The sequence below is a fragment of the Dongia sp. genome (assembly GCF_041910485.1).
GTDB lineage: Bacteria > Pseudomonadota > Alphaproteobacteria > Dongiales > Dongiaceae > Dongia.
In genome coordinates, this window is record NZ_JAYRQR010000003.1 from 181,118 (window position 1) to 199,003 (window position 17,886).

The following is a 17,886-nucleotide window of genomic DNA, read 5'->3' on the forward strand; positions in this document are numbered from 1 at the left end:
CACCTATGATTCCTCCCAAACCCAAGGGATTGGCCGATGACTCGAAGCCAATCAATCACTTAGGCCATTTTTCCACAGGAAGGGTTAAAGCGCAATTACCAAGCCGCAACATTGGGGAATATTTTGCGTCCCCGCCGTGAAATATCAGTACATGTTGATGAGGACGTGGCGATGCGCCTTGATGTCCTCAAGGCAGCGGCCGGTCCCCAGGGCAACGCAAGACAGTGCGTCGTCGGCGATCGAGACCGGCAGGCCGGTCGCGTGGCGCAGAACGAAGTCCAGATTGGCAAGCAGCGCGCCGCCACCGGTGAGCACGATACCCTTGTCAACGATGTCGGCCGCCAGTTCCGGGGCCGTGTGCTCAAGAGCTACCTTCACCGCCTCGATGATGGCGCCGACCGGCTCGGCCAGGGCTTCGGCCACCTGCCGCTCGGTGATCACCAATTCCTTGGGCACGCCATTCATCAGGTCGCGCCCCTTGATTTCCATCACCCGGCCCTCGCCGTCTTCCGGCGGGCAGGCCGAACCAATTTCCTTTTTGATGCGCTCGGCCGAACCCTCGCCAACGAGGAGGTTATGGTTGCGGCGGATGTAGGCGATGATCGCCTCGTCCATCTTGTCGCCACCGACACGGACCGAACGCGAATAGACGATGCCACCGAGGCTCAGAACCGCGACTTCCGTCGTGCCGCCGCCGATATCGACCACCATCGAACCGGTCGGCTCGGTTACCGGAAGACCGGCACCGATCGCCGCCGCCATCGGCTCTTCGATCAGATAGACCTTGCTGGCGCCAGCGGATTCCGCTGATTCCTGGATGGCACGGCGCTCAACGGCGGTGGAGCCGGAGGGTACGCAGACGATAATCTGCGGCCGCGCGAAGCTGCGGCGATTGTTATGCACCTTGCGGATGAAGTGCTTGATCATCTCTTCGGCAACTTCAAAGTCGGCGATCACGCCATCGCGCAAGGGTCGGATGGCTTGGATGTTGCCCGGCGTACGGCCCAGCATCAGCTTGGCCTCGTCACCGACTGCGAGCACGTGCTTCTTACCCTTCACGTCCGCAATCGCCACGACGGATGGTTCGTTGAGCACGATCCCACGGCCTTTGACGTAGACCAGCGTATTCGCGGTACCGAGATCGATCGCCATATCGGCGGAGAACATGCTCATGAACTTGGAAAGCATCAGTACCACCTGCTTGCCGCGACACGCGGCGTTATTGTTCTTTTCCGCACGCCTGCTGACGTGCGCCGGTTGGCCAATGGCGCGATTTCCGTGGAGCCACTTTCCGAGCCCGCTGCCGTTTGGTCGGCGAGACTCCGATTTTCTGGGAATATTCCTGGGATTCTCACGCCTTAGCGGTCCGGAACACGCCCCGACTCCGGAAACCTTCACGGCCCGGTCCGGGCTTGCTTTTACCGCCCGTGCCCAAGCGGGACAAGAGGATTGTGATGGAATTCCAACCGAGTGACGGGACTTTCTGAAGAGATTTGCACAAGGGGCAACGTGGTGACGGAGCCCCGTGCCCGGCGACATCCGCCCTCAGTCACCCAGCCAACCAAACATCACAGCGCATGTTTAGCGTTAATTTTGCAATATATAATACTCTTATTACGATTGTTGCGGGTACGAAAAAGGAGGGCCCTTGCGAGCCCTCCTTCGTCAACCGACAGACCTGCCGCCTTAGTTCTTGGTCTTGTCGACCAAGCGGTTCTTGGCGATCCAGGGCATCATGCCGCGCAGCTTCGCACCGACTTCCTCGATGTTGTGCTCGGCCTGGCGGCGGCGCGTCGCCTTGAAGCTCGGCTGGCCGGCGGCGTTCTCGAGCACGAAATTGCGCACGAAACGGCCCGACTGGATGTCTTCGAGCACGCGCTTCATTTCCTTCTTCGTCTCTTCGGTGATGATGCGCGGGCCGGTCACATAGTCGCCGTATTCGGCGGTGTTCGAGATCGAGTAGCGCATGTTGGCGATGCCGCCTTCGTAGATCAGATCGACGATCAGCTTCACTTCATGCAAGCACTCGAAATAGGCCATCTCCGGCGCGTAACCGGCTTCGACCAGCGTTTCATAGCCGGCCTGGATGAGCGCCACGAGACCGCCGCACAGAACGACCTGCTCGCCGAAGAGATCGGTTTCGCACTCTTCGCGGAAGTTGGTCTCGATGATGCCCGAACGACCACCGCCGATGGCGCTAGCGTAAGAAAGGGCCAGTTCCAGGGCATTGCCGGAGGGGTTCTGCGCCACGGCAACGAGGCAGGGAACGCCGCCGCCCTTCACATATTCGCCGCGCACGGTATGGCCCGGGCCTTTCGGTGCGATCATGACGACGTCGAGATCGGCGCGCGGCTCGATGAGTTTGAAGTGAATGTTGAGGCCGTGGGCGAAAGCGAGGGCCGCACCCTTGCGCAGGTTCGGCGCCAATTCCTCGGCATAGAGCTTGGCCTGGAGTTCGTCCGGCGTGAGAATCATGACGAGATCTGCCCACTTCGCCGCGTCCGCCGGGCTCATCACTTCGAGGCCCTGTGAGGTCGCCTTGGCAGCCGAGGCAGAGCCCGGACGGAGTGCCACGCGCACGTCCTTGACGCCGCTGTCCTTGAGGTTGAGCGCATGGGCATGGCCCTGGCTGCCGAACCCGACAACAGCAATCTTCTTGCCTTTGATCAGGTTCACATCGGCGTCGCGATCGTAATAAACACGCATGGTCATTCCCTTTCAGTCAAACAAGTTGGTCCGGCTCCCTCTCGCGGGAAACGCGGCGTTAATCGGCCTGTGCACCGCGCTTCATTGCGACGATGCCGGTACGCGACACGTCGGACAGCCCCAGGGGCTGCATGAGCGCGATGAAGGCGTTGAGCTTCTCGGTCGACCCCGTCATCTCGAAAACGAAGCTTTCGATCGTCGCATCGACCACGCGCGCGCGGAAGATGTCGGCAATGCGGAGTGCCTCCACGCGCTTATCGCCCGTGCTGGAGACTTTGACCAGAGCCATTTCCCGCTCCAGCGACGGCCCTTCGACCGTGAGATCGGTGACGCTGTGCACCGGCACCAGACGCTGCAACTGGTTCTTGATCTGCTCGATGATCATCGGCGTACCGGTGGTGACGACGGTGATGCGCGAAAGATGCTGCGCCGCGTCCACTTCGGCCACGGTCAGGCTTTCGATATTGTAGCCACGGCCCGAAAACAGGCCGATGACACGGGCGAGGACGCCGGATTCATTGTCCACCAGCACCGACATCGTATGGCGTTCGATCGTCATGTCCTTCACGCTCAGTGACTCCCCCGATTGGCCCGGACCGCCGAACGCGGCCCGCGTGCCAGAGAAATTTCCCGTGTTGCGGCGCCTGATATCGCTCATCAGACCAGCACCATGCCCTCTTCCGAGATCGGCTTGGCGGACTGATCGTCCGGCCCCAGCAGCATCTCGTTGTGCGGCGATCCCGACGGGATCATCGGGAAGCAGTTTTCCTTCTCGTCAACACACACGTCGACCATGACCGGTCCCTTGATTTCCATCATTTGCTTGATGGTATCGTCAAGTTCGGATGGCTTGGTCGCGCGCAGGCCATGCGCGCCGAAAGCCTCGGCGAGCTTCACGAAGTCGGGCAGCGCATCGCTGTAGGATTCCGAATAGCGCCCGCCATGCAGCAACTCCTGCCACTGGCGCACCATGCCCATCCATTTGTTGTTCAGAATGAAGATCTTCACCGGCAGCCGGTACTGCACCAGCGTCGCCATTTCCTGAATGTTCATCATGATCGACGCTTCGCCGGCCACATCGACCACCACCGCTTCCGGGTGAGCGACCTGCACGCCGTAGGCCGCCGGCAAGCCATAGCCCATTGTCCCGAGGCCGCCCGAGGTCATCCAGCGGTTGGGCTTGTCGAACTTCAGGAACTGCGCCGCCCACATCTGGTGCTGGCCCACTTCCGTCGTGATGTAGAAATCCTTGTCCTTCACCGCTTCATAGAGGCGCTGGAGGGCGAATTGCGGCTTGATGATGGTGTCGGACGCCCGATACTTCAGGCAGTCGCGGGCGCGCCACTTGTTGATCTGGTCCCACCAGGCGGCAAGCGACTTCTGGTCGACCTTCACCTGACGCGCCTTCCAGATACGCATCATCTCCTCGACCACATGGCCGACATCGCCGACGACGGGAATATCGACGCGCACACTCTTGTTGATCGAGCTGGGATCGATGTCGACATGGATCTTCTTCGATCCCGGCGAGAAGGCATTGAGGCGACCGGTCACCCGATCGTCGAAGCGGGCGCCGATATTGATCATCACGTCGCAATCGTGCATCGCATGGTTCGATTCATACATGCCGTGCATGCCGACCATCCCCAGCGACAAGGGATCGTTGGCCGGGAACGCGCCGAGCCCCATCAGCGTCTGGGTGCAGGGAAAGCCCGTCAGATGGATGAAATCGGTGAGCATCTTGCAGGCCAACGGGCCCGAGTTCACCGCACCACCACCGACATAGAAGATCGGCCGCTTGGCACTGGCCATCAGTTCGACGGCCTTTTCCACCTGCGCCCGGTCTGGCTTCTGCGCGGGGTTATAGGACCGATGCCGCTGGCCGGCATGGTTCACATATTCGTACTTTGCCTGCTGCACATCCTTGGGGAGGTCCAGCAGCACGGGACCGGGCCGGCCCGACCGGGCGACATAGAAGGCCTCATGCACCTTGCGCGACAGATCCTCGACCGACTTCACCAAGTAATTGTGCTTTGTGCAGGGGCGCGTGATGCCGGTGGTATCGGCCTCCTGGAAGGCGTCATTGCCGATGAGGTGGGTCGGCACCTGGCCGGTCAGGCACACGATCGGAATGGAATCCATGAGGGCGTCGGTCAGACCCGTCACCGCATTGGTGGCACCCGGACCGGACGTCACCAGGACGACACCGACCTTCCCCGTCGAACGGGCATAGCCTTCCGCCGCGTGCACGGCGGCCTGTTCGTGCCGGCAAAGAATGTGCCGCACCTTGTTCTGCTTGAAGAGGGCGTCATAGAGCGGAAGTACGGCCCCGCCCGGATAGCCGAAAATTACCTCAACGCCCTGATCGATAAGGGCTTTGACGATGATTTCTGCACCAGTGATGGGTTCCGTGGCCATGATCCGATCCTTCTTTCCCGCGCCCTTTCGGCACAAAGAAATCCTTTCGCAGCGCGCTTTTCGCGCTGCGGTGGCCGGACCTTAGTTTGTGACCCTCAAGGGGTCAATAAGAAATCGCGAATTTTCTGGCGCAATTGTGCCGTATAACTTTGCGAAAATTTCATAGCTCGATTGTCCGGCGATATAAAATTTGCCTGCGGCAATTGGTGCCGGAACCAGGTGAGCTGCCGCTTGGCATAGCGGCGTGTCGCCTGCTGCGCCGCAGGAATGGCCTCGGAGAGGGAAAGTGTGCCAGCTGAAACGGCGGCCAGTTCGGCATAGCCGAGGGCCTTTCGCCCCCCACCGTCGCTGAACGGCGCTAAGGCTGCGGCCCGGCTGACCTCTTCCAGCGCGCCCCGCTCCAGCATGGCGAGAAACCTTGCATCGGCCGCCGTATATAGTTCGGCGCGCTCGGGCGTAATCGCAAACGCCTGGAACCGATGCGGTGTCGGTGGTACCGGCGGCTGCGCCTGCCACCAAGATAAGGGCTGGCCGGTCGCCTCCAGCACCTCCCACGCCCGGGCAATGCGCTGTGGATCAGTAGGGCGGAGGCGCGCGGCGGTCTCGGGGTCCCGCGCGGTGAGGCGCCGATGCGCCTCCTCCGCCCCCGCTTCCTTGACGAGAGCCCGTGCTGCAGATCGCACCTCCGCCGGAATGTCGGGCAGTGGGCTGAACCCGCTCACCAGCGAGCGGATGTAGAGGCCGGTGCCACCGACGATGATCGGCACGCGACCCTCGGCGTGCGCGGCATCGATCTCCTGGGCTGCCAGTTCCGCCCAACGCTGCGCGTCACAGGCATCGTCGAGGGCCAAGAAGCCGTAGAGCCGGTGCGGCGCGCGCGCCATGTCCGTCGCATCCGGCTGGGCGCTCAGGATCGGCAGATCGCGATAAACCTGCATGGAATCGGCGTTGATGATCGTGCCGCCGAGAGCCTCGGCAAGGTCCAGCGCCAGCGCCGATTTGCCGCTGGCCGTCGGACCAGCCAGCACCACCACGCTCCCTGCCTTGTTCTTCTCTGCCATTTCCTCTATAGCCCGACCGTCATGGATCTCGTTCTTACCCTCGTTTCCGCTCCCGACAAAGCCCGGCTTGATTCCGCCCTGATGGCAGGCATCGCGGCCGCGCTGACGCGCGCCGGGGCCACGGTCGATGCAGCACACTGGCTCGACGCCGGTTTTGCCTGCGACCTCCCCTTCCAGGGCCTAGAACCGCGCACCGCGCAGGATATCGCCCATGCCATGCTGGGTGGCGCGCCCATCGATGCCTACGCCCAGACAGTGGTCGGTCGCCGCAAGAAACTTCTGCTCTGTGACATGGATTCCACCATCGTCACGGCTGAGACGCTGGACGATCTCTCCGTCTTCGCCAACGACAAAGCCGAGATCGACGCGCTGACGCAGAAATCGATCAAGGGCGAAATCAACTTCACGCAAAGCCTCATTGCCCGCGTCGCCCTGCTGAAGGGCCTGACCGAAGCCGAATTTGCCGCCGCCTATCAGAAGGTCGAGGTATCGCCGGGCGCCGAAACCCTGATCCGCACATTGCGCCGTGACGGCTGTTATACGGCCCTCGTCTCCGGCGGCTTCCGTTATTTCACCGGCCGTGTCGCCGCGCGCGTCGGTTTCGACATCGACATCGCCAACGAATTCGAAATGGCCGACGGCAAGACGACGGGCAAGCTGGTGCCACCCATCGTCGATCCGGATGGCGAGTTCGGAAAGCTCGGCCGACTTCACTTTCTTGCCCGCGAATGCGGCATCGATCTTTCGGCGACGGCCGCGATCGGCGACGGCTCCAACGACATTCCGATGCTGGTCGCCGCCGGCATGGGCTGCGGCTATCGCGGCAAACCCAAGGTCCGCGCTGCCATCGCATGCCAACTCAACTTTGCGGACCTGACCGGCCTGCTCTTTTACATGGGCTATCGGCGCGGCGAATTCGCCTGAACGAGCCGTTCCCAAAAAGCAGACGCCCGGACCGGGTCCGGGCGTCGCCCTCACCATGCCAGTGAAATCCTATTGCGCGATCTTTACGGCGATCCACTGGAAATCGCCCTGCCGATTGATCAGCAAAGTGACCAGCCGATAGCCGTTCTCCTGCGCCGACTTCACCCTTTCATGGACATCCTGCGGCGAGGAGACAGCCTTCTGATCCACCTCGGCGATCACATCACCAGCGCGCAGATCCTTTTCCGCCGCCGGGCCGTCTTCCTCGACCGACAAGACCACGACACCTTCGGCACCTTCGGGCAGATCGAACTTGCCACGCGCCGCATCGTCGATCTTGCCGACCTGGATGCCCAGCTGCGCGATCTTGTCACCCGTATCGGCAGGCTGATCCGTCTCCTCTTCCGGCTGGGTCGACTGCAACGATGCCTCGGCCTTCTCATCGAGTTCGCCGAGCTCGACCGTGACCGAGGTCTTGGCACCCTTGCGCCAGATGCTGACCGGCACGGATTTACCGAACTGGGTATCTGCGACCAGTCGCGGCAGCGCCTTCATGTCGGCGACCTCATGACCGTCGAACTCCAGGATCACATCTCCCTGCCTGATACCGGCCTTGTCCGCCGGCCCACCGGTCGACACGCTCGACACCAGCGCGCCTTTGGCTTCGGGAAGGCGCAAGCCCTCAGCAAGTTCCGGACTGACGGTCTGGATGCGCACGCCAAGCCAGCCGCGCCGCGGGTGGCCGAATTCCTTGATCTGGGCGATGACACCCTTGGCCAGGTTCGAAGGGATCGAAAAACCGATGCCGACAGACCCGCCCGACGGCGAATAGATGGCCGAGTTGATGCCCACGACATCGCCATCCATGTTGAACATCGGACCGCCGGAATTGCCGCGATTGATCGAGGCGTCGGTCTGGATGAAATCGTCATAGGGCCCGGCGTTGATATCGCGCTGGCGGGCCGAAACGATACCCGCCGTCACGGTACCGCCGAGGCCGAACGGATTGCCGATCGCCAACACCCAATCGCCGATGCGCAGCTTGTCGGAATCGCCCCACTTCACCGCGGGCAGCGGTTCCTTGGTCTCGACCTTCAGCAAGGCCAGGTCGGTCTTTTCGTCGCGCCCAACCAGTTTTGCCTTCAACTCCTCATTGTCGTGCGTGATGACCGTGATTTCCTCGGCACCTTCGACGACGTGGTTGTTGGTCACGACATAACCCGACGGATCAATGATGAAGCCCGAACCCAGGGAGGTTGCTTTCCGAGGCTTCGGCTTGTCGCCGTTCTGCCGATCGAGGAACTCCCGGAACATGTCGTCGAGATCCTGAATCTGGCTGTCGGCCGTCACCGTTTGGGTCGTCGAAATGTTCACGACCGCCGGCAGCGACTTCTCGGCGAGATCGGCGAAACTCTCCGGCGCCGATCGGGCGTTAGCCAGCTTGAGGCCAGCCAGCAACACCACCAGGAACACCAACAGCGCCCATGAAATCTGCCGGCCCATATCGCCAGTTTTCGCCAGGGCAATTGCCCGCGCCCGGGGCCGTCTCGGCTTGCTATGCATCGCTGTCTCTACCTCTTTGACGCCATTTCGGCGGCTCAAATCCTGTCAATTCGGACGAATTTGGACGCCTATTTCGCTGTGCAGTATAGCGCAAAAACCGACCGGGCAAGACGCCCGATCGGTTTTGCCAACCATTCAACTATGCTCGATCAACGCGATGGCCACGCCGCCAACGCCCCCTATGGTTTAGGCGCTGACTTGCCGGCCTCATTTCCGAAGAAACGGAAGAAATCACCGGTTGCCGGCCCGACATAGGTCGTCGAGCTCCCCTTCAGGGCATCCTGCATCGCCTGCAGCGATCGATAGAAATCGAAGAACTCCGGATCCTTGCCGAATGCCTCGTTATAGATCCGAGTAGCTTCAGCATCGCCCTGTCCGCGCAAAATGGCCGACTGCTTGCGGGCGTCCGCCAGTGCCACGACCCGCTGCTTGTCCGCTTCGGCCGTCTTCTGACGCGCTTCGCGAGCGCCTTCGGCACGAATGCGGGCAGCTTCCTGAGCACGCTGCTTGCGCATGCTGTTGAAGACCGCATCGCTATTCTGCGCCGGCAGATCCACGCGCTTGAAACGCACGTCGATAATCTTGATCCCGTAAGGTTCAGCTGCTTGGCGCGTAAGTTCGGTATGAATCTGCCGCATGATATCGGCACGCTTGGGCGTCAAGGTGTCCGCCAGGGCGACGTTGCCAATAACGCTGCGTAAGGTCGAACCGAGCACGCTGCGGATTTGGCTTTCCGCGTTCGAGTAAGTTCGACCCACCTGATAGAATTTCAAGCTGTTGACGATCTGGTACCGCACGAAGGCGGAGATAACCACGCGCTTCTGGTCGCGCGTCAACAGTTCCTGGGCCGGCGCGTCGAAATTGAGGACGCGACGATCCAGCAGGATTACCGTATCGGCAACCGGAATCTTGAACTTGAGGCCCGGTTCGTCGATGACAGCCTGCGGATTGCCGAAACGCAACACGATGGCGCTTTCCGCCTGCTGCACCACGAAGGTCGAGCTATAGACCGCGATCGCCGCCAACACGGCAACGATGGCAAGAAGAATGACCTTGCCCTGATTCATTGACCGGCTCCCGCATTGTTCGAGCCAGCAGTGCCGCCAGCATTGTCTGCGCTGCCCGCCTTCTGCGACTTCAGCAACTGATCGAGCGGCAGATAGGGTACGGCGCCACCGGAAGCCTTATCGTCGATGATGATCTTGTTCATATCGCCCAGAAGCCCTGACATGGTCTCCAGATAGAGACGACGCTCGGTAATGGTCGGCGCTTGCTTGTACTGCTCGTAGACCGACAGGAAACGCTGCGCGTCACCCTGTGCAACTGCGACCTTCTCGGCCTTGTATGCTTCAGCCTGCTTTACGATCTGAGTCGACTGGCCGATCGCCTCTTCGGTCACCTGGTTGAAATAGGCCTGCGCATCATTGATGGCTGCCTCCTTGTCCGCCCGAGCCTTCTGCACGTCGCGGAATGCGTCGATGACTTCGCTCGGCGCGTCCACCTTTTGCAGTGACAATTGCTCGATCGTGATGGCACCGCCGTTGCCATTGCCCATGCGATAGCTGTCCAGCATCTGCTGGGCCAAATCGCGCGCTTTCACTTCGATCGAGCCGCGACCTTCGGTGATAGCGTATTCGAACGTCGACTGGCCGATGATCTCGCGCAAGGCGGCTTCGACCGTGTTCTTCACGCTGGCTTCCGGATCGCCGATGCCGAACAGATATTGCTCGACATTGTTAATGCGCCACAAAACGACCGCGCGCACATCGATGATATTCTCATTGCCGGTCAGCATCAGGCTCTCTTCCGGCACATCCCGGTCAGAACCGCTGGCCGTCTCGGCGCGGAATCCCACCTCGACGCGGTTACGCGTCGCCACATCAGGGGTGAAATGGTCGCCGATCGGCACCGGCCAATTCCAACGCAACCCTGGTAGTGTCTGGCTGACAAACCGCCCGAACAGCATGTTGACGCCGACTTGCCCCGGGTTGACGACATAAAAACCCGTGATCAGCCACAACACGATGGCTGCAGCAACGATCAGAGCAATGGCGCGTCCGGATCCGAAACCGCCCGGCAGGATCGACTTCATACGATCCTGTCCGCGCTTGATCATTTCCTCGAAATCGGGGGGTTGATTACCGCCGCCACTGCCGCGACCCCAGGGGCTTTGTCCGCCGCCCCAGGGACCACCCTGATTGTTCCACGCCATAAGGATCCTCAAGACTGGTCTAGAATGAGACCGCTGCCGGCCCGCGAGCGCCCTTTTAAAGGGCGCGCCAAAGCCTTATATGACAGCCGCCGCACCATCGCAATGTGAGGGGTTCGCACCGGATTCGGCCCCCGCAACGAATTGATGGCGCGGGGCAACATATCGGGGTGCGAAGAGGGAATTTCAAGGATGGCCAAGACCACTGAAGCGGAAATTCGCTCGGTTTTGTCGACAATTACCGCTCCTGGCGGTGGCAACCTCGTCGAGCGCGGCATGATTCAGGGCCTGGTGCTGCGCGACGGCCATGTCGGCTTCAGCATCGAGGTCGACCCGGCCCAGGGCGTTCAGCTTGAACCCCTGCGCAAAGCGGCCGAGGCTGCCGTCATGGCGCTTCCAGGCATCCTGTCGGTGACGGCGGTTCTCACCGCGCATCGCGGTGCCGCAGCGCAACCGCAGCGACCAGCTGCCGCACCCGCGCCGGGCCAGCGCCCGGCCGGCAACAAGGCACTCGTTCCTGGCGTCAAGCACATCATCGCCGTCGCATCCGGCAAGGGTGGCGTCGGCAAGTCGACCACGGCCACCAACCTCGCCCTCGCCCTCACCACTCTGGGCCTCAAGGTCGGCCTTCTCGATGCCGATATATACGGCCCTTCGCAGCCGCGTCTGATGGGTCTCAGCGGCCGTCCGGAAAGCCGCGACGGCAAGACGCTGGAACCCAAGCAAAGCTTCGGCGTCAAGGTCATGTCGATGGGCTTCCTCATCGAAGAGGACACACCGATGATCTGGCGCGGACCGATGGTCATGAGCGCCATCACCCAGCTCTTGCGCGAAGTGAATTGGGGCGAACTCGACATTCTTGTCTGCGACCTGCCGCCGGGCACGGGCGATGCGCAGCTTACGATGGCTCAGTCGGTACCGCTGTCCGGTGCCGTGATCGTCTCGACCCCGCAGGACATCGCCCTTCTCGACGCCAAGAAGGGACTGAATATGTTCCGCAAGGTGGATGTACCCGTTCTCGGCCTCATCGAAAACATGAGCTATTTCTGCTGCCCAAATTGCGGTCATCGCACCGACATCTTCGCGCACGGCGGCGCGAAGCGCGAGGCCGAGAAGTTCGGCGTCGATTTCCTCGGCGAAATTCCGCTCGACATTGTCATCCGCGAGACGTCCGACGCCGGCAAGCCGATCGTCGCCAGCGAGCCCACCTCGGCACATGCCCTCGCGTATGCCGAAATCGCCCGCAAGGTCTGGCAGAAACTGGATTCGACACCACAGCGCTCGGCGCCGCGCATCGTCCTGCAGTAAGGAACAGCACGAATTATGAAAGCGCGCGTCAAGTGGATCGAGAACAGCACATTTCTCGGTGAGAGCAACAGCGGCCACGCCGTGGTCATGGCTGCTTCGACGACTCCTGGCGGTGTCACGACCGCGCCATCGCCGATGGAATATCTGCTGCTCGGGACAGGCGGCTGCACCTCGGTCGATGTCGTCATGATCCTGCAGAAGGGACGCCAGGACGTTCGCGGCTGCGAATGCCGCCTGGACGCCGAGCGGGCCGCCACCGACCCGAAGGTCTTCACCAAGATCAACATGCACTTCGTCGTAACAGGCAAAAACCTGAAACCTGATACGGTGCAGCGCGCGATCGACCTGTCGGCGGAAAAGTATTGTTCCGCGTCAATCATGCTCGGCAAGATGGCCGAGATCACCCACAGCTTCGAAATCGTCGACGCCGATTGAGGCGCTGCACGCGGCTTTGCACCAAAGCGAGTTGACAGGAACGCGCGCGCGCGGCCCAATGACTTCATTGATGGGCCGTCCAGGAAATCATTCTTACCGCTTCCAAACCGTGCAAAGCACGCGCTGATTGGCGTCATATCCTTGGCAATCGCCGTGGTCGTCCTGGCCGGCGGCGAATGGCTGGAGCGGCGGCGCGCTGATACTGCGGCGCGCAGTACGCTGCGGGCTGAACTCACCGTCCTCGCCAACAACCTTCGAACCGAGATCGAAAAAAGTGTCGATTTGGGTCGTGGGCTGGCAGCTGTTATCGCGGCCCAGAAAGGGATTACCTCGGGCAGCTTCGACGCCGCATGCGCACAGCTTCTCCGGGATGAAGTCAAAATCCGCAATGTCGCACTCGTCGTCGGATCAAAAATCACTTTCAACTGCCCGCTGGGACCCAATCGCGGTACGATCGGCATCAATTTGCGTGATCATCCTGATCAATGGCAATCTTTCGAACGCATGCGACGGACGGGGCAGCCCGATGTCGCAGGGCCAGCCAACCTCATCCAGGGCGGCTGGTCGATCATCGTCCGCATACCCATCATCATGCGCAGCGCCAACCATCCACCCGTTTTCTGGGGCGCCCTCAGCATGCCGCTGCGCATGCAGGGCCTCTTTGCCCAGGCCGGCATCACCGATGCCAGCCAGTTCATCAAGCTCGCCATCCGAGGCAATCGCAACGCGACTCTCGCACCGGAAGTGCTGCTCGGCGACCCTTCAGTGTTCGCCGGTGACGCCGTTGCGGTCGAGATACCCTTCCCAGATGGCGCATGGCATGTTGCCGCCCTTATCCCACCGTCCAAGCTCGGCCCGGAATCGACTCCACATCTGCTCACGCTCGTCGCCGCTATTACATGCGCGGCCCTCTTCTTCGTCATCGCCGCCTATGCCGACCGACGACAAAGACTTGAAAGCGAAGCCAACCGCAGTCGCGACCTCTTGCGCGCCTTCATGGAGAACGCACCGGTCGCCATGTATGTGAAGGATGTGGATGGCCGGTACATCGACCTCAACGCCGAGGCAAGGCGCGCTTTCCGTGTCGGCGACCAACCCTATGCCGGTCATCGGCTTGAGGATTTCTTCGACCAAAGCCTCTCATCGGATCTTCTCGAAGATGATCTGAAAGCGCGCGCTGGCGAGGTTGTCCGCACCGAACGCAACAGCAAGCAGGGACAGGCCTATAGCTGGGAACGCGAGATCAAGTTTCCGGTCCTCGACAAACAGGGCCAGGTGATTGCCATCGGCGGCTATGTCTTCGACATCTCCGCTGGCAAGGAAGCGGAGATTCGGTTGGTCCGGGCTCTGCGCGCGGCCGAGGACGCGAACCGCGCCAAATCGGAATTTCTGGCGACGATGAGCCATGAACTGCGCACACCGCTCAATGCCATTATCGGATTTTCCGACGTCATCCAGCGCGAAGTGTTCGGGCCGATCAACAACCCGACTTACAAGGGTTATATTGACGACATCCACCAGAGCGGCCAGCAATTGCTGGATCTCCTCGGCGGCATCATCGATCTTTCCGCCGTCGAATCCGGTCGCATCGAGGTCAAGCACGAAGCCGTGCAGTCGGCCGACGTGCTTGCCGATTGCCGTGCCTTAGCCGAAGCGATGGCCAAGGAGCGCCAGCACCATCTCGACATTGTCGATCGGGCCGCCGGGGCCTGCCTCGCCGATCGCCGTCTGCTCCGCCAAGTCATCCTCAACCTGGCCAGCAATGCCGCGAAGTACACGAAGAAAGGCGGCCGGATTGAGATCTCGACGCGGGATGATGGTGCCACGCTCACCTTCTGCGTGATCGACAGCGGCGTCGGCATGACGGCGGAGGAAATCGAAAAGGCCATGCAGCCCTTCACCCGCCTCGGCGACACGATGCGCGCCGAAGTTGGTGGGTCGGGCATCGGCCTGACCTTGGTGAAGCGTCTGGTCGAAGCAATGGGCGGCCACCTCAACATCGAAAGCAAGCCGGGCCAGGGCACGCGCGTCGAGGTGAGCATGCCGAAGCCGCCGACAGGTGGCGTCAACGCCGCTTGAAGAAATCCTCGGGCAATTCGGAAACGTCCGGCGGCACGACCAGCTTGGGCTGGAACTGTAACGACCGCTTCTGCGCCGCCTCGATCTGGGCCGGCGTCATCTGTGCGGCCACCGCCTCGCGCGCCTTCTCCATATCGCGCCGATCCGGCCCGAGGGGCAGACGGCCGACGGCGATGTTGTACCACATATAGGCTTGGCCGAGATCGGCAGGAGTGCCCATGCCCTTCTCATACATCTGCGCCACCGGCACGAAGGCCTCGAAACAGCCCTGCATCGCCGCCTTCTCGAACCAGTCGAGCGCGGTGCGATAGTCCTGCGGGACGCCCTGACCATAGAAATAGACGATCCCCATCAGGCGTTGCGCCACCGGATGGCCGATCTTCGCCAGCTTCATGAACACAGGGACGGAGCTGGTGAACTGGCCGTTGCTGTACTCCTGCCAGGCGTCGTCCGTGTCCCGTTCGAGTTTGTCCCAGGTATAGGGAACGCCGTCGACCATCACGGTCTGCTTGCAGACCCTGCCGCCATCGGCAATGGCACCCGCGGGCAATGCCGGCCCCGCAACCGCGCTATCGGTTGTTCCCGGGGTCGCAACAGGCCCAACGGGAGATGCGCTCATGCCCGGGGGCGGCGGCAAGGGCGTCGCCTGTTGGGCAAGCGCTGCCGTGCTCCATCCGGCCTGCAAGGCAAAAAGGGTCGAAATCAGGATAAAAGGCGTTCTCATGGCGGCCAAAATGCTGAAACCGGATGGAAATTAGCACTTTCCGGGCCAGTTGGGGTCACAATCCGTTGTGAATGCCTGAATCCGAGGGTGTCAGGCGGCGATATCTTGTTTGCGCCGCCCCGCCACACCATTTTTCCGTTCAGAGCAATGCCCCCGGACCGATTGGACAGGAGCCATCCTTGGCCGAACCCCGCAATTCCGAGACCGATACCGTCGATTCTCGCCAGTTTGAGCGGGACCGCGCCCGGGTGGAAGCCGGCTTCTGGCCAAAGCTCCGGCGCTTGGCCGGCCGCCTTCCCTTCGCCGACGAACTGCTGGCAGCCTATTTCTGCGCGGTCGACCCCGCCTCGCCCCTCAAGGTGAAAGCCGTCCTCATGGGGGCGCTGGCCTATTTCGTCCTGCCGTTCGACGCCGTCCCCGACTTCTTGGCCCTGTTCGGCTTTGCCGACGATGCGGCTGTCATCTATGCCGCCATCAAGACCGTCGCCAAGCACATCACGCCCACCCATCGCGACAAGGCGCGCGCCGCCCTCGACAAGCTCTCTGCTTAAGAGGCGCCCCGGCGCCGCGCCTCGCGCTGGGCGATATAGACCGTGCTGCCGACGATCATCGCCGAGCCGATCAGCGTCCAATGATCCGGCAGTTCGCCGAAAATCGCGAAGCCGATCATGCCGGCAAAGAGCAGGCGCAAATAATCGAAGGGTGCCACGACCGAGGCCTCACCGGCCTTGAAGGCCAGGATCCACCAATATTGTGACAGCGCGCCGGTCGATCCGATAGCCAGCAGATAGAGCCATTGCGTGGACGTCGGCCACTGCCATTGATAGATCGCAAACGGGGCGATCATCAATGTTCCGATCAGCCCGTAATAGAACAGCATGACCAGCGGCGTCTCACTGGCGGGCAGACGCTTCAGGATCGTGATCAGCAGCGCGATCGACATGGCATCGCCCAGCGCCAGCAGGGCCCAGGGATTGAACGTGTTGCTGCCCGGCTGCATCATCACCAGCACGCCGATGAAGCCGACGATGGTCGCCGCCCAGCGCCGCCACCGCACATCCTCCTTGAGGATGATGACGGCCAGGATGACGGCAAAGAGCGGCTTGGTGAAGCTGAGCGCGGTGTAGGTTGCCAGTTCCAGCTTGGCGATGCCGAGATAGGCGCAGATCATGGCGACAAAACCCAGCACCGCCCGCAAGGCATGGGCCTTGATGTACTGGGTGTGCAGCGAGCCGAGGCCCGAACGGGCAATGAACGGGACCAGCATCAGAAAGCCGATCAGCACCCGGAAAAAGGTGATCTCGAAAATGTTCATATGCGACTGGCCGGCAAGCTTCACGAAAGCCGCCATAACCGAGAAGCCGAGCCCGCAGAGTGCCATCCAGATGCACCCCTGCGCGTTGCCCGAGAGCTTCAGAAAACCCGATCTCATGAATTCTTCCTGTCGCTCTGCGAAACGCTGATTTCCGTGGCAATGCCGGGTTGCGCGCTGTCGGCGCTGGCCTGTATCGCCACAGCAGCGCTGGCTTGCCGGCGTCGCAAGACCGCTTCGCGCTGGGCGATGTAGAGACCGGCGCCGATGATGACGACGGAGCCGACCCAGAACCAATGGTCTGGCTGCTCGCCGAACCAAATCATGCCAATGCCGGTGGTGAAGATCAGGCGCGAATAGTCGAACGGCACCACCGCCGAGGCGTCGGCGATGGCAAAGGCGCGGGTCCAGCAGAGATGCCCAAGCGTGCCGAAAAAGCCGAGCGCGATCACGAAAGGCCAGGCATCGAGGCTGGGCCAGGACCAATAGAATGACGCAGGAACGAAGGCGAGCGGCGTCGATAACAGAACCATGTAGGTGACGATCGCCTGCGAGCTTTCGCTGCGGGACAGGGTCTTGACGATGATCGTCCCCATCGCGGTCAGGAAGGCACCGCCGATCGCCAGCATCTCGCCAAGGCCGATGCCGCCGGACGATCCCGGCTGCAGGACGATCATGGCGCCTGCAAAGCCGATGAGCGTGGCGCTCCAGCGCCGCAGCCGGACCTTCTCCTTCAGCAGCAGGACGGCAAGGATCGTGGCGAAAAGGGGTGCGGTGAAGCTCAATGACGTTGCATTGGCGATGGGCATGTAGCCCAGGGCGGTGAAGCCGCACATCATCGAGACGACGCTGATGGAGGAGCGCAGCAGATAAGCGCCGAGGCGACCGGTCCTGAGCCGCCCGAAACCGTGGCGCCACAGCCAGGGGATCATGAAAACGAAACCAAACAGGTTGCGCCAGAAAACGATGACGAACCCGTGCAGTTCACCCGACAGATGCTTTACCGTGGTGCTCAGCCCGGCAAAAAAGACACAAGCCGCCAAAGCCAGGACGGCGACCAGCAGATGATCCGGCAGGCCGCGTCTCTTGTGGTCGAACTTTGTCATGTGTATGTCGGGAATCGTCTTGCCAGGAGGGGCGCGCCCCC

At 61.7% G+C, this 17,886-nt stretch carries 16 protein-coding genes; 5 read left to right on the forward strand and 11 right to left on the reverse strand.

The window, feature by feature from the left end:
- Positions 1 to 144 precede the first annotated feature (144 nt).
- The 5 genes from ACE3PP_RS00945 to miaA form a co-directional block, all read right to left on the reverse strand.
- Entirely contained in the window at positions 145 to 1,188 is a 1,044-nt protein-coding gene (locus ACE3PP_RS00945; RefSeq protein ID WP_374377294.1) for a rod shape-determining protein, read from the reverse strand.
- 498 nt (positions 1,189 to 1,686) lie between these two features.
- The gene (ilvC, locus tag ACE3PP_RS00950) at positions 1,687 to 2,706 is read right to left on the reverse strand and encodes a ketol-acid reductoisomerase (protein ID WP_374377349.1); all 1,020 of its coding nucleotides are present in this window, start codon (positions 2,704 to 2,706) and stop codon (positions 1,687 to 1,689) included.
- Positions 2,707 to 2,764: 58 nt separating this feature from the next.
- Positions 2,765 to 3,265, reverse strand: a complete 501-nt coding sequence (gene ilvN / locus ACE3PP_RS00955) for an acetolactate synthase small subunit (RefSeq protein ID WP_374377350.1) — start codon at positions 3,263 to 3,265, stop codon at positions 2,765 to 2,767.
- Between the two features lie 98 nt (positions 3,266 to 3,363).
- Positions 3,364 to 5,124, reverse strand: a complete 1,761-nt coding sequence (locus ACE3PP_RS00960; protein ID WP_374377295.1) for an acetolactate synthase 3 large subunit — start codon at positions 5,122 to 5,124, stop codon at positions 3,364 to 3,366.
- 95 nt (positions 5,125 to 5,219) lie between these two features.
- Positions 5,220 to 6,185 (reverse strand): tRNA (adenosine(37)-N6)-dimethylallyltransferase MiaA, encoded by a 966-nt coding sequence (gene miaA, locus ACE3PP_RS00965; protein ID WP_374377296.1) that lies wholly within the window; start codon positions 6,183 to 6,185, stop codon positions 5,220 to 5,222.
- 21 nt (positions 6,186 to 6,206) lie between these two features.
- On the opposite strand from miaA, the gene serB reads away from it, so the two are divergent.
- Entirely contained in the window at positions 6,207 to 7,109 is a 903-nt protein-coding gene (gene serB, locus ACE3PP_RS00970; RefSeq protein WP_374377297.1) for a phosphoserine phosphatase SerB, read from the forward strand.
- 69 nt (positions 7,110 to 7,178) lie between these two features.
- Here serB and ACE3PP_RS00975 read toward each other — a convergent pair whose 3' ends face one another.
- The 3 genes from ACE3PP_RS00975 to hflK form a co-directional block, all read right to left on the reverse strand.
- Entirely contained in the window at positions 7,179 to 8,672 is a 1,494-nt protein-coding gene (locus tag ACE3PP_RS00975; RefSeq protein ID WP_374377298.1) for a DegQ family serine endoprotease, read from the reverse strand.
- Between the two features lie 179 nt (positions 8,673 to 8,851).
- Positions 8,852 to 9,739 (reverse strand): protease modulator HflC, encoded by an 888-nt coding sequence (gene hflC, locus ACE3PP_RS00980; protein WP_374377299.1) that lies wholly within the window; start codon positions 9,737 to 9,739, stop codon positions 8,852 to 8,854.
- Complete coding sequence (gene hflK / locus ACE3PP_RS00985) at positions 9,736 to 10,884, reverse strand: FtsH protease activity modulator HflK (RefSeq protein WP_374377300.1); 1,149 nt, start codon at positions 10,882 to 10,884, stop codon at positions 9,736 to 9,738. Before hflK ends, hflC begins: the two co-directional genes overlap by 4 nt.
- A 189-nt stretch (positions 10,885 to 11,073) precedes the next feature.
- On the opposite strand from hflK, the gene ACE3PP_RS00990 reads away from it, so the two are divergent.
- The 3 genes from ACE3PP_RS00990 (at position 11,074) to ACE3PP_RS01000 (ending at position 14,703) form a co-directional block, all read left to right on the forward strand.
- Positions 11,074 to 12,189 (forward strand): Mrp/NBP35 family ATP-binding protein, encoded by a 1,116-nt coding sequence (locus tag ACE3PP_RS00990; protein WP_374377301.1) that lies wholly within the window; start codon positions 11,074 to 11,076, stop codon positions 12,187 to 12,189.
- Positions 12,190 to 12,204: 15 nt separating this feature from the next.
- Positions 12,205 to 12,624, forward strand: a complete 420-nt coding sequence (locus tag ACE3PP_RS00995; RefSeq protein WP_374377302.1) for an OsmC family protein — start codon at positions 12,205 to 12,207, stop codon at positions 12,622 to 12,624.
- A gap of 141 nt (positions 12,625 to 12,765) precedes the next feature.
- Positions 12,766 to 14,703 (forward strand): ATP-binding protein, encoded by a 1,938-nt coding sequence (locus ACE3PP_RS01000; protein WP_374377303.1) that lies wholly within the window; start codon positions 12,766 to 12,768, stop codon positions 14,701 to 14,703.
- Here the strand turns inward: ACE3PP_RS01000 and ACE3PP_RS01005 are convergent.
- Positions 14,690 to 15,253, reverse strand: a complete 564-nt coding sequence (locus ACE3PP_RS01005; RefSeq protein ID WP_374377304.1) for a tetratricopeptide repeat protein — start codon at positions 15,251 to 15,253, stop codon at positions 14,690 to 14,692. The two genes, ACE3PP_RS01000 and ACE3PP_RS01005, sit on opposite strands and share 14 nt — an antisense overlap.
- A gap of 353 nt (positions 15,254 to 15,606) precedes the next feature.
- On the opposite strand from ACE3PP_RS01005, the gene ACE3PP_RS01010 reads away from it, so the two are divergent.
- Complete coding sequence (locus ACE3PP_RS01010) at positions 15,607 to 15,978, forward strand: YkvA family protein (protein ID WP_374377305.1); 372 nt, start codon at positions 15,607 to 15,609, stop codon at positions 15,976 to 15,978.
- Here ACE3PP_RS01010 and ACE3PP_RS01015 read toward each other — a convergent pair.
- Positions 15,975 to 16,859 carry a DMT family transporter gene (locus ACE3PP_RS01015; RefSeq protein ID WP_374377306.1) on the reverse strand — a complete coding sequence of 295 codons (885 nt, stop codon included), beginning with the start codon at positions 16,857 to 16,859 and terminating at the stop codon, positions 15,975 to 15,977. The genes ACE3PP_RS01010 and ACE3PP_RS01015 overlap by 4 nt on opposite strands.
- Positions 16,856 to 17,845, reverse strand: a complete 990-nt coding sequence (locus ACE3PP_RS01020) for a DMT family transporter (RefSeq protein ID WP_374377307.1) — start codon at positions 17,843 to 17,845, stop codon at positions 16,856 to 16,858. Before ACE3PP_RS01020 ends, ACE3PP_RS01015 begins: the two co-directional genes overlap by 4 nt.
- Between the last annotated feature and the right edge of the window lie 41 nt (positions 17,846 to 17,886).

What these genes read in the sequence shown, in the direction of transcription:
- ACE3PP_RS00945 (WP_374377294.1), bottom strand. Translation starts at nt 1,188, where the DNA reads ATGCTTTCCAAGTTCATGAGCATGTTCTCCGCCGATATGGCGATCGAT.
- ilvC (WP_374377349.1), bottom strand. Translation starts at nt 2,706, where the DNA reads ATGCGTGTTTATTACGATCGCGACGCCGATGTGAACCTGATCAAAGGC.
- ilvN (WP_374377350.1), bottom strand. Translation starts at nt 3,265, where the DNA reads ATGACGATCGAACGCCATACGATGTCGGTGCTGGTGGACAATGAATCC.
- ACE3PP_RS00960 (WP_374377295.1), bottom strand. Translation starts at nt 5,124, where the DNA reads ATGGCCACGGAACCCATCACTGGTGCAGAAATCATCGTCAAAGCCCTT.
- miaA (WP_374377296.1), bottom strand. Translation starts at nt 6,185, where the DNA reads ATGGCAGAGAAGAACAAGGCAGGGAGCGTGGTGGTGCTGGCTGGTCCG.
- serB (WP_374377297.1), top strand. Translation starts at nt 6,207, where the DNA reads ATGGATCTCGTTCTTACCCTCGTTTCCGCTCCCGACAAAGCCCGGCTT.
- ACE3PP_RS00975 (WP_374377298.1), bottom strand. Translation starts at nt 8,672, where the DNA reads ATGCATAGCAAGCCGAGACGGCCCCGGGCGCGGGCAATTGCCCTGGCG.
- hflC (WP_374377299.1), bottom strand. Translation starts at nt 9,739, where the DNA reads ATGAATCAGGGCAAGGTCATTCTTCTTGCCATCGTTGCCGTGTTGGCG.
- hflK (WP_374377300.1), bottom strand. Translation starts at nt 10,884, where the DNA reads ATGGCGTGGAACAATCAGGGTGGTCCCTGGGGCGGCGGACAAAGCCCC.
- ACE3PP_RS00990 (WP_374377301.1), top strand. Translation starts at nt 11,074, where the DNA reads ATGGCCAAGACCACTGAAGCGGAAATTCGCTCGGTTTTGTCGACAATT.
- ACE3PP_RS00995 (WP_374377302.1), top strand. Translation starts at nt 12,205, where the DNA reads ATGAAAGCGCGCGTCAAGTGGATCGAGAACAGCACATTTCTCGGTGAG.
- ACE3PP_RS01015 (WP_374377306.1), bottom strand. Translation starts at nt 16,859, where the DNA reads ATGAGATCGGGTTTTCTGAAGCTCTCGGGCAACGCGCAGGGGTGCATC.
- ACE3PP_RS01020 (WP_374377307.1), bottom strand. Translation starts at nt 17,845, where the DNA reads ATGACAAAGTTCGACCACAAGAGACGCGGCCTGCCGGATCATCTGCTG.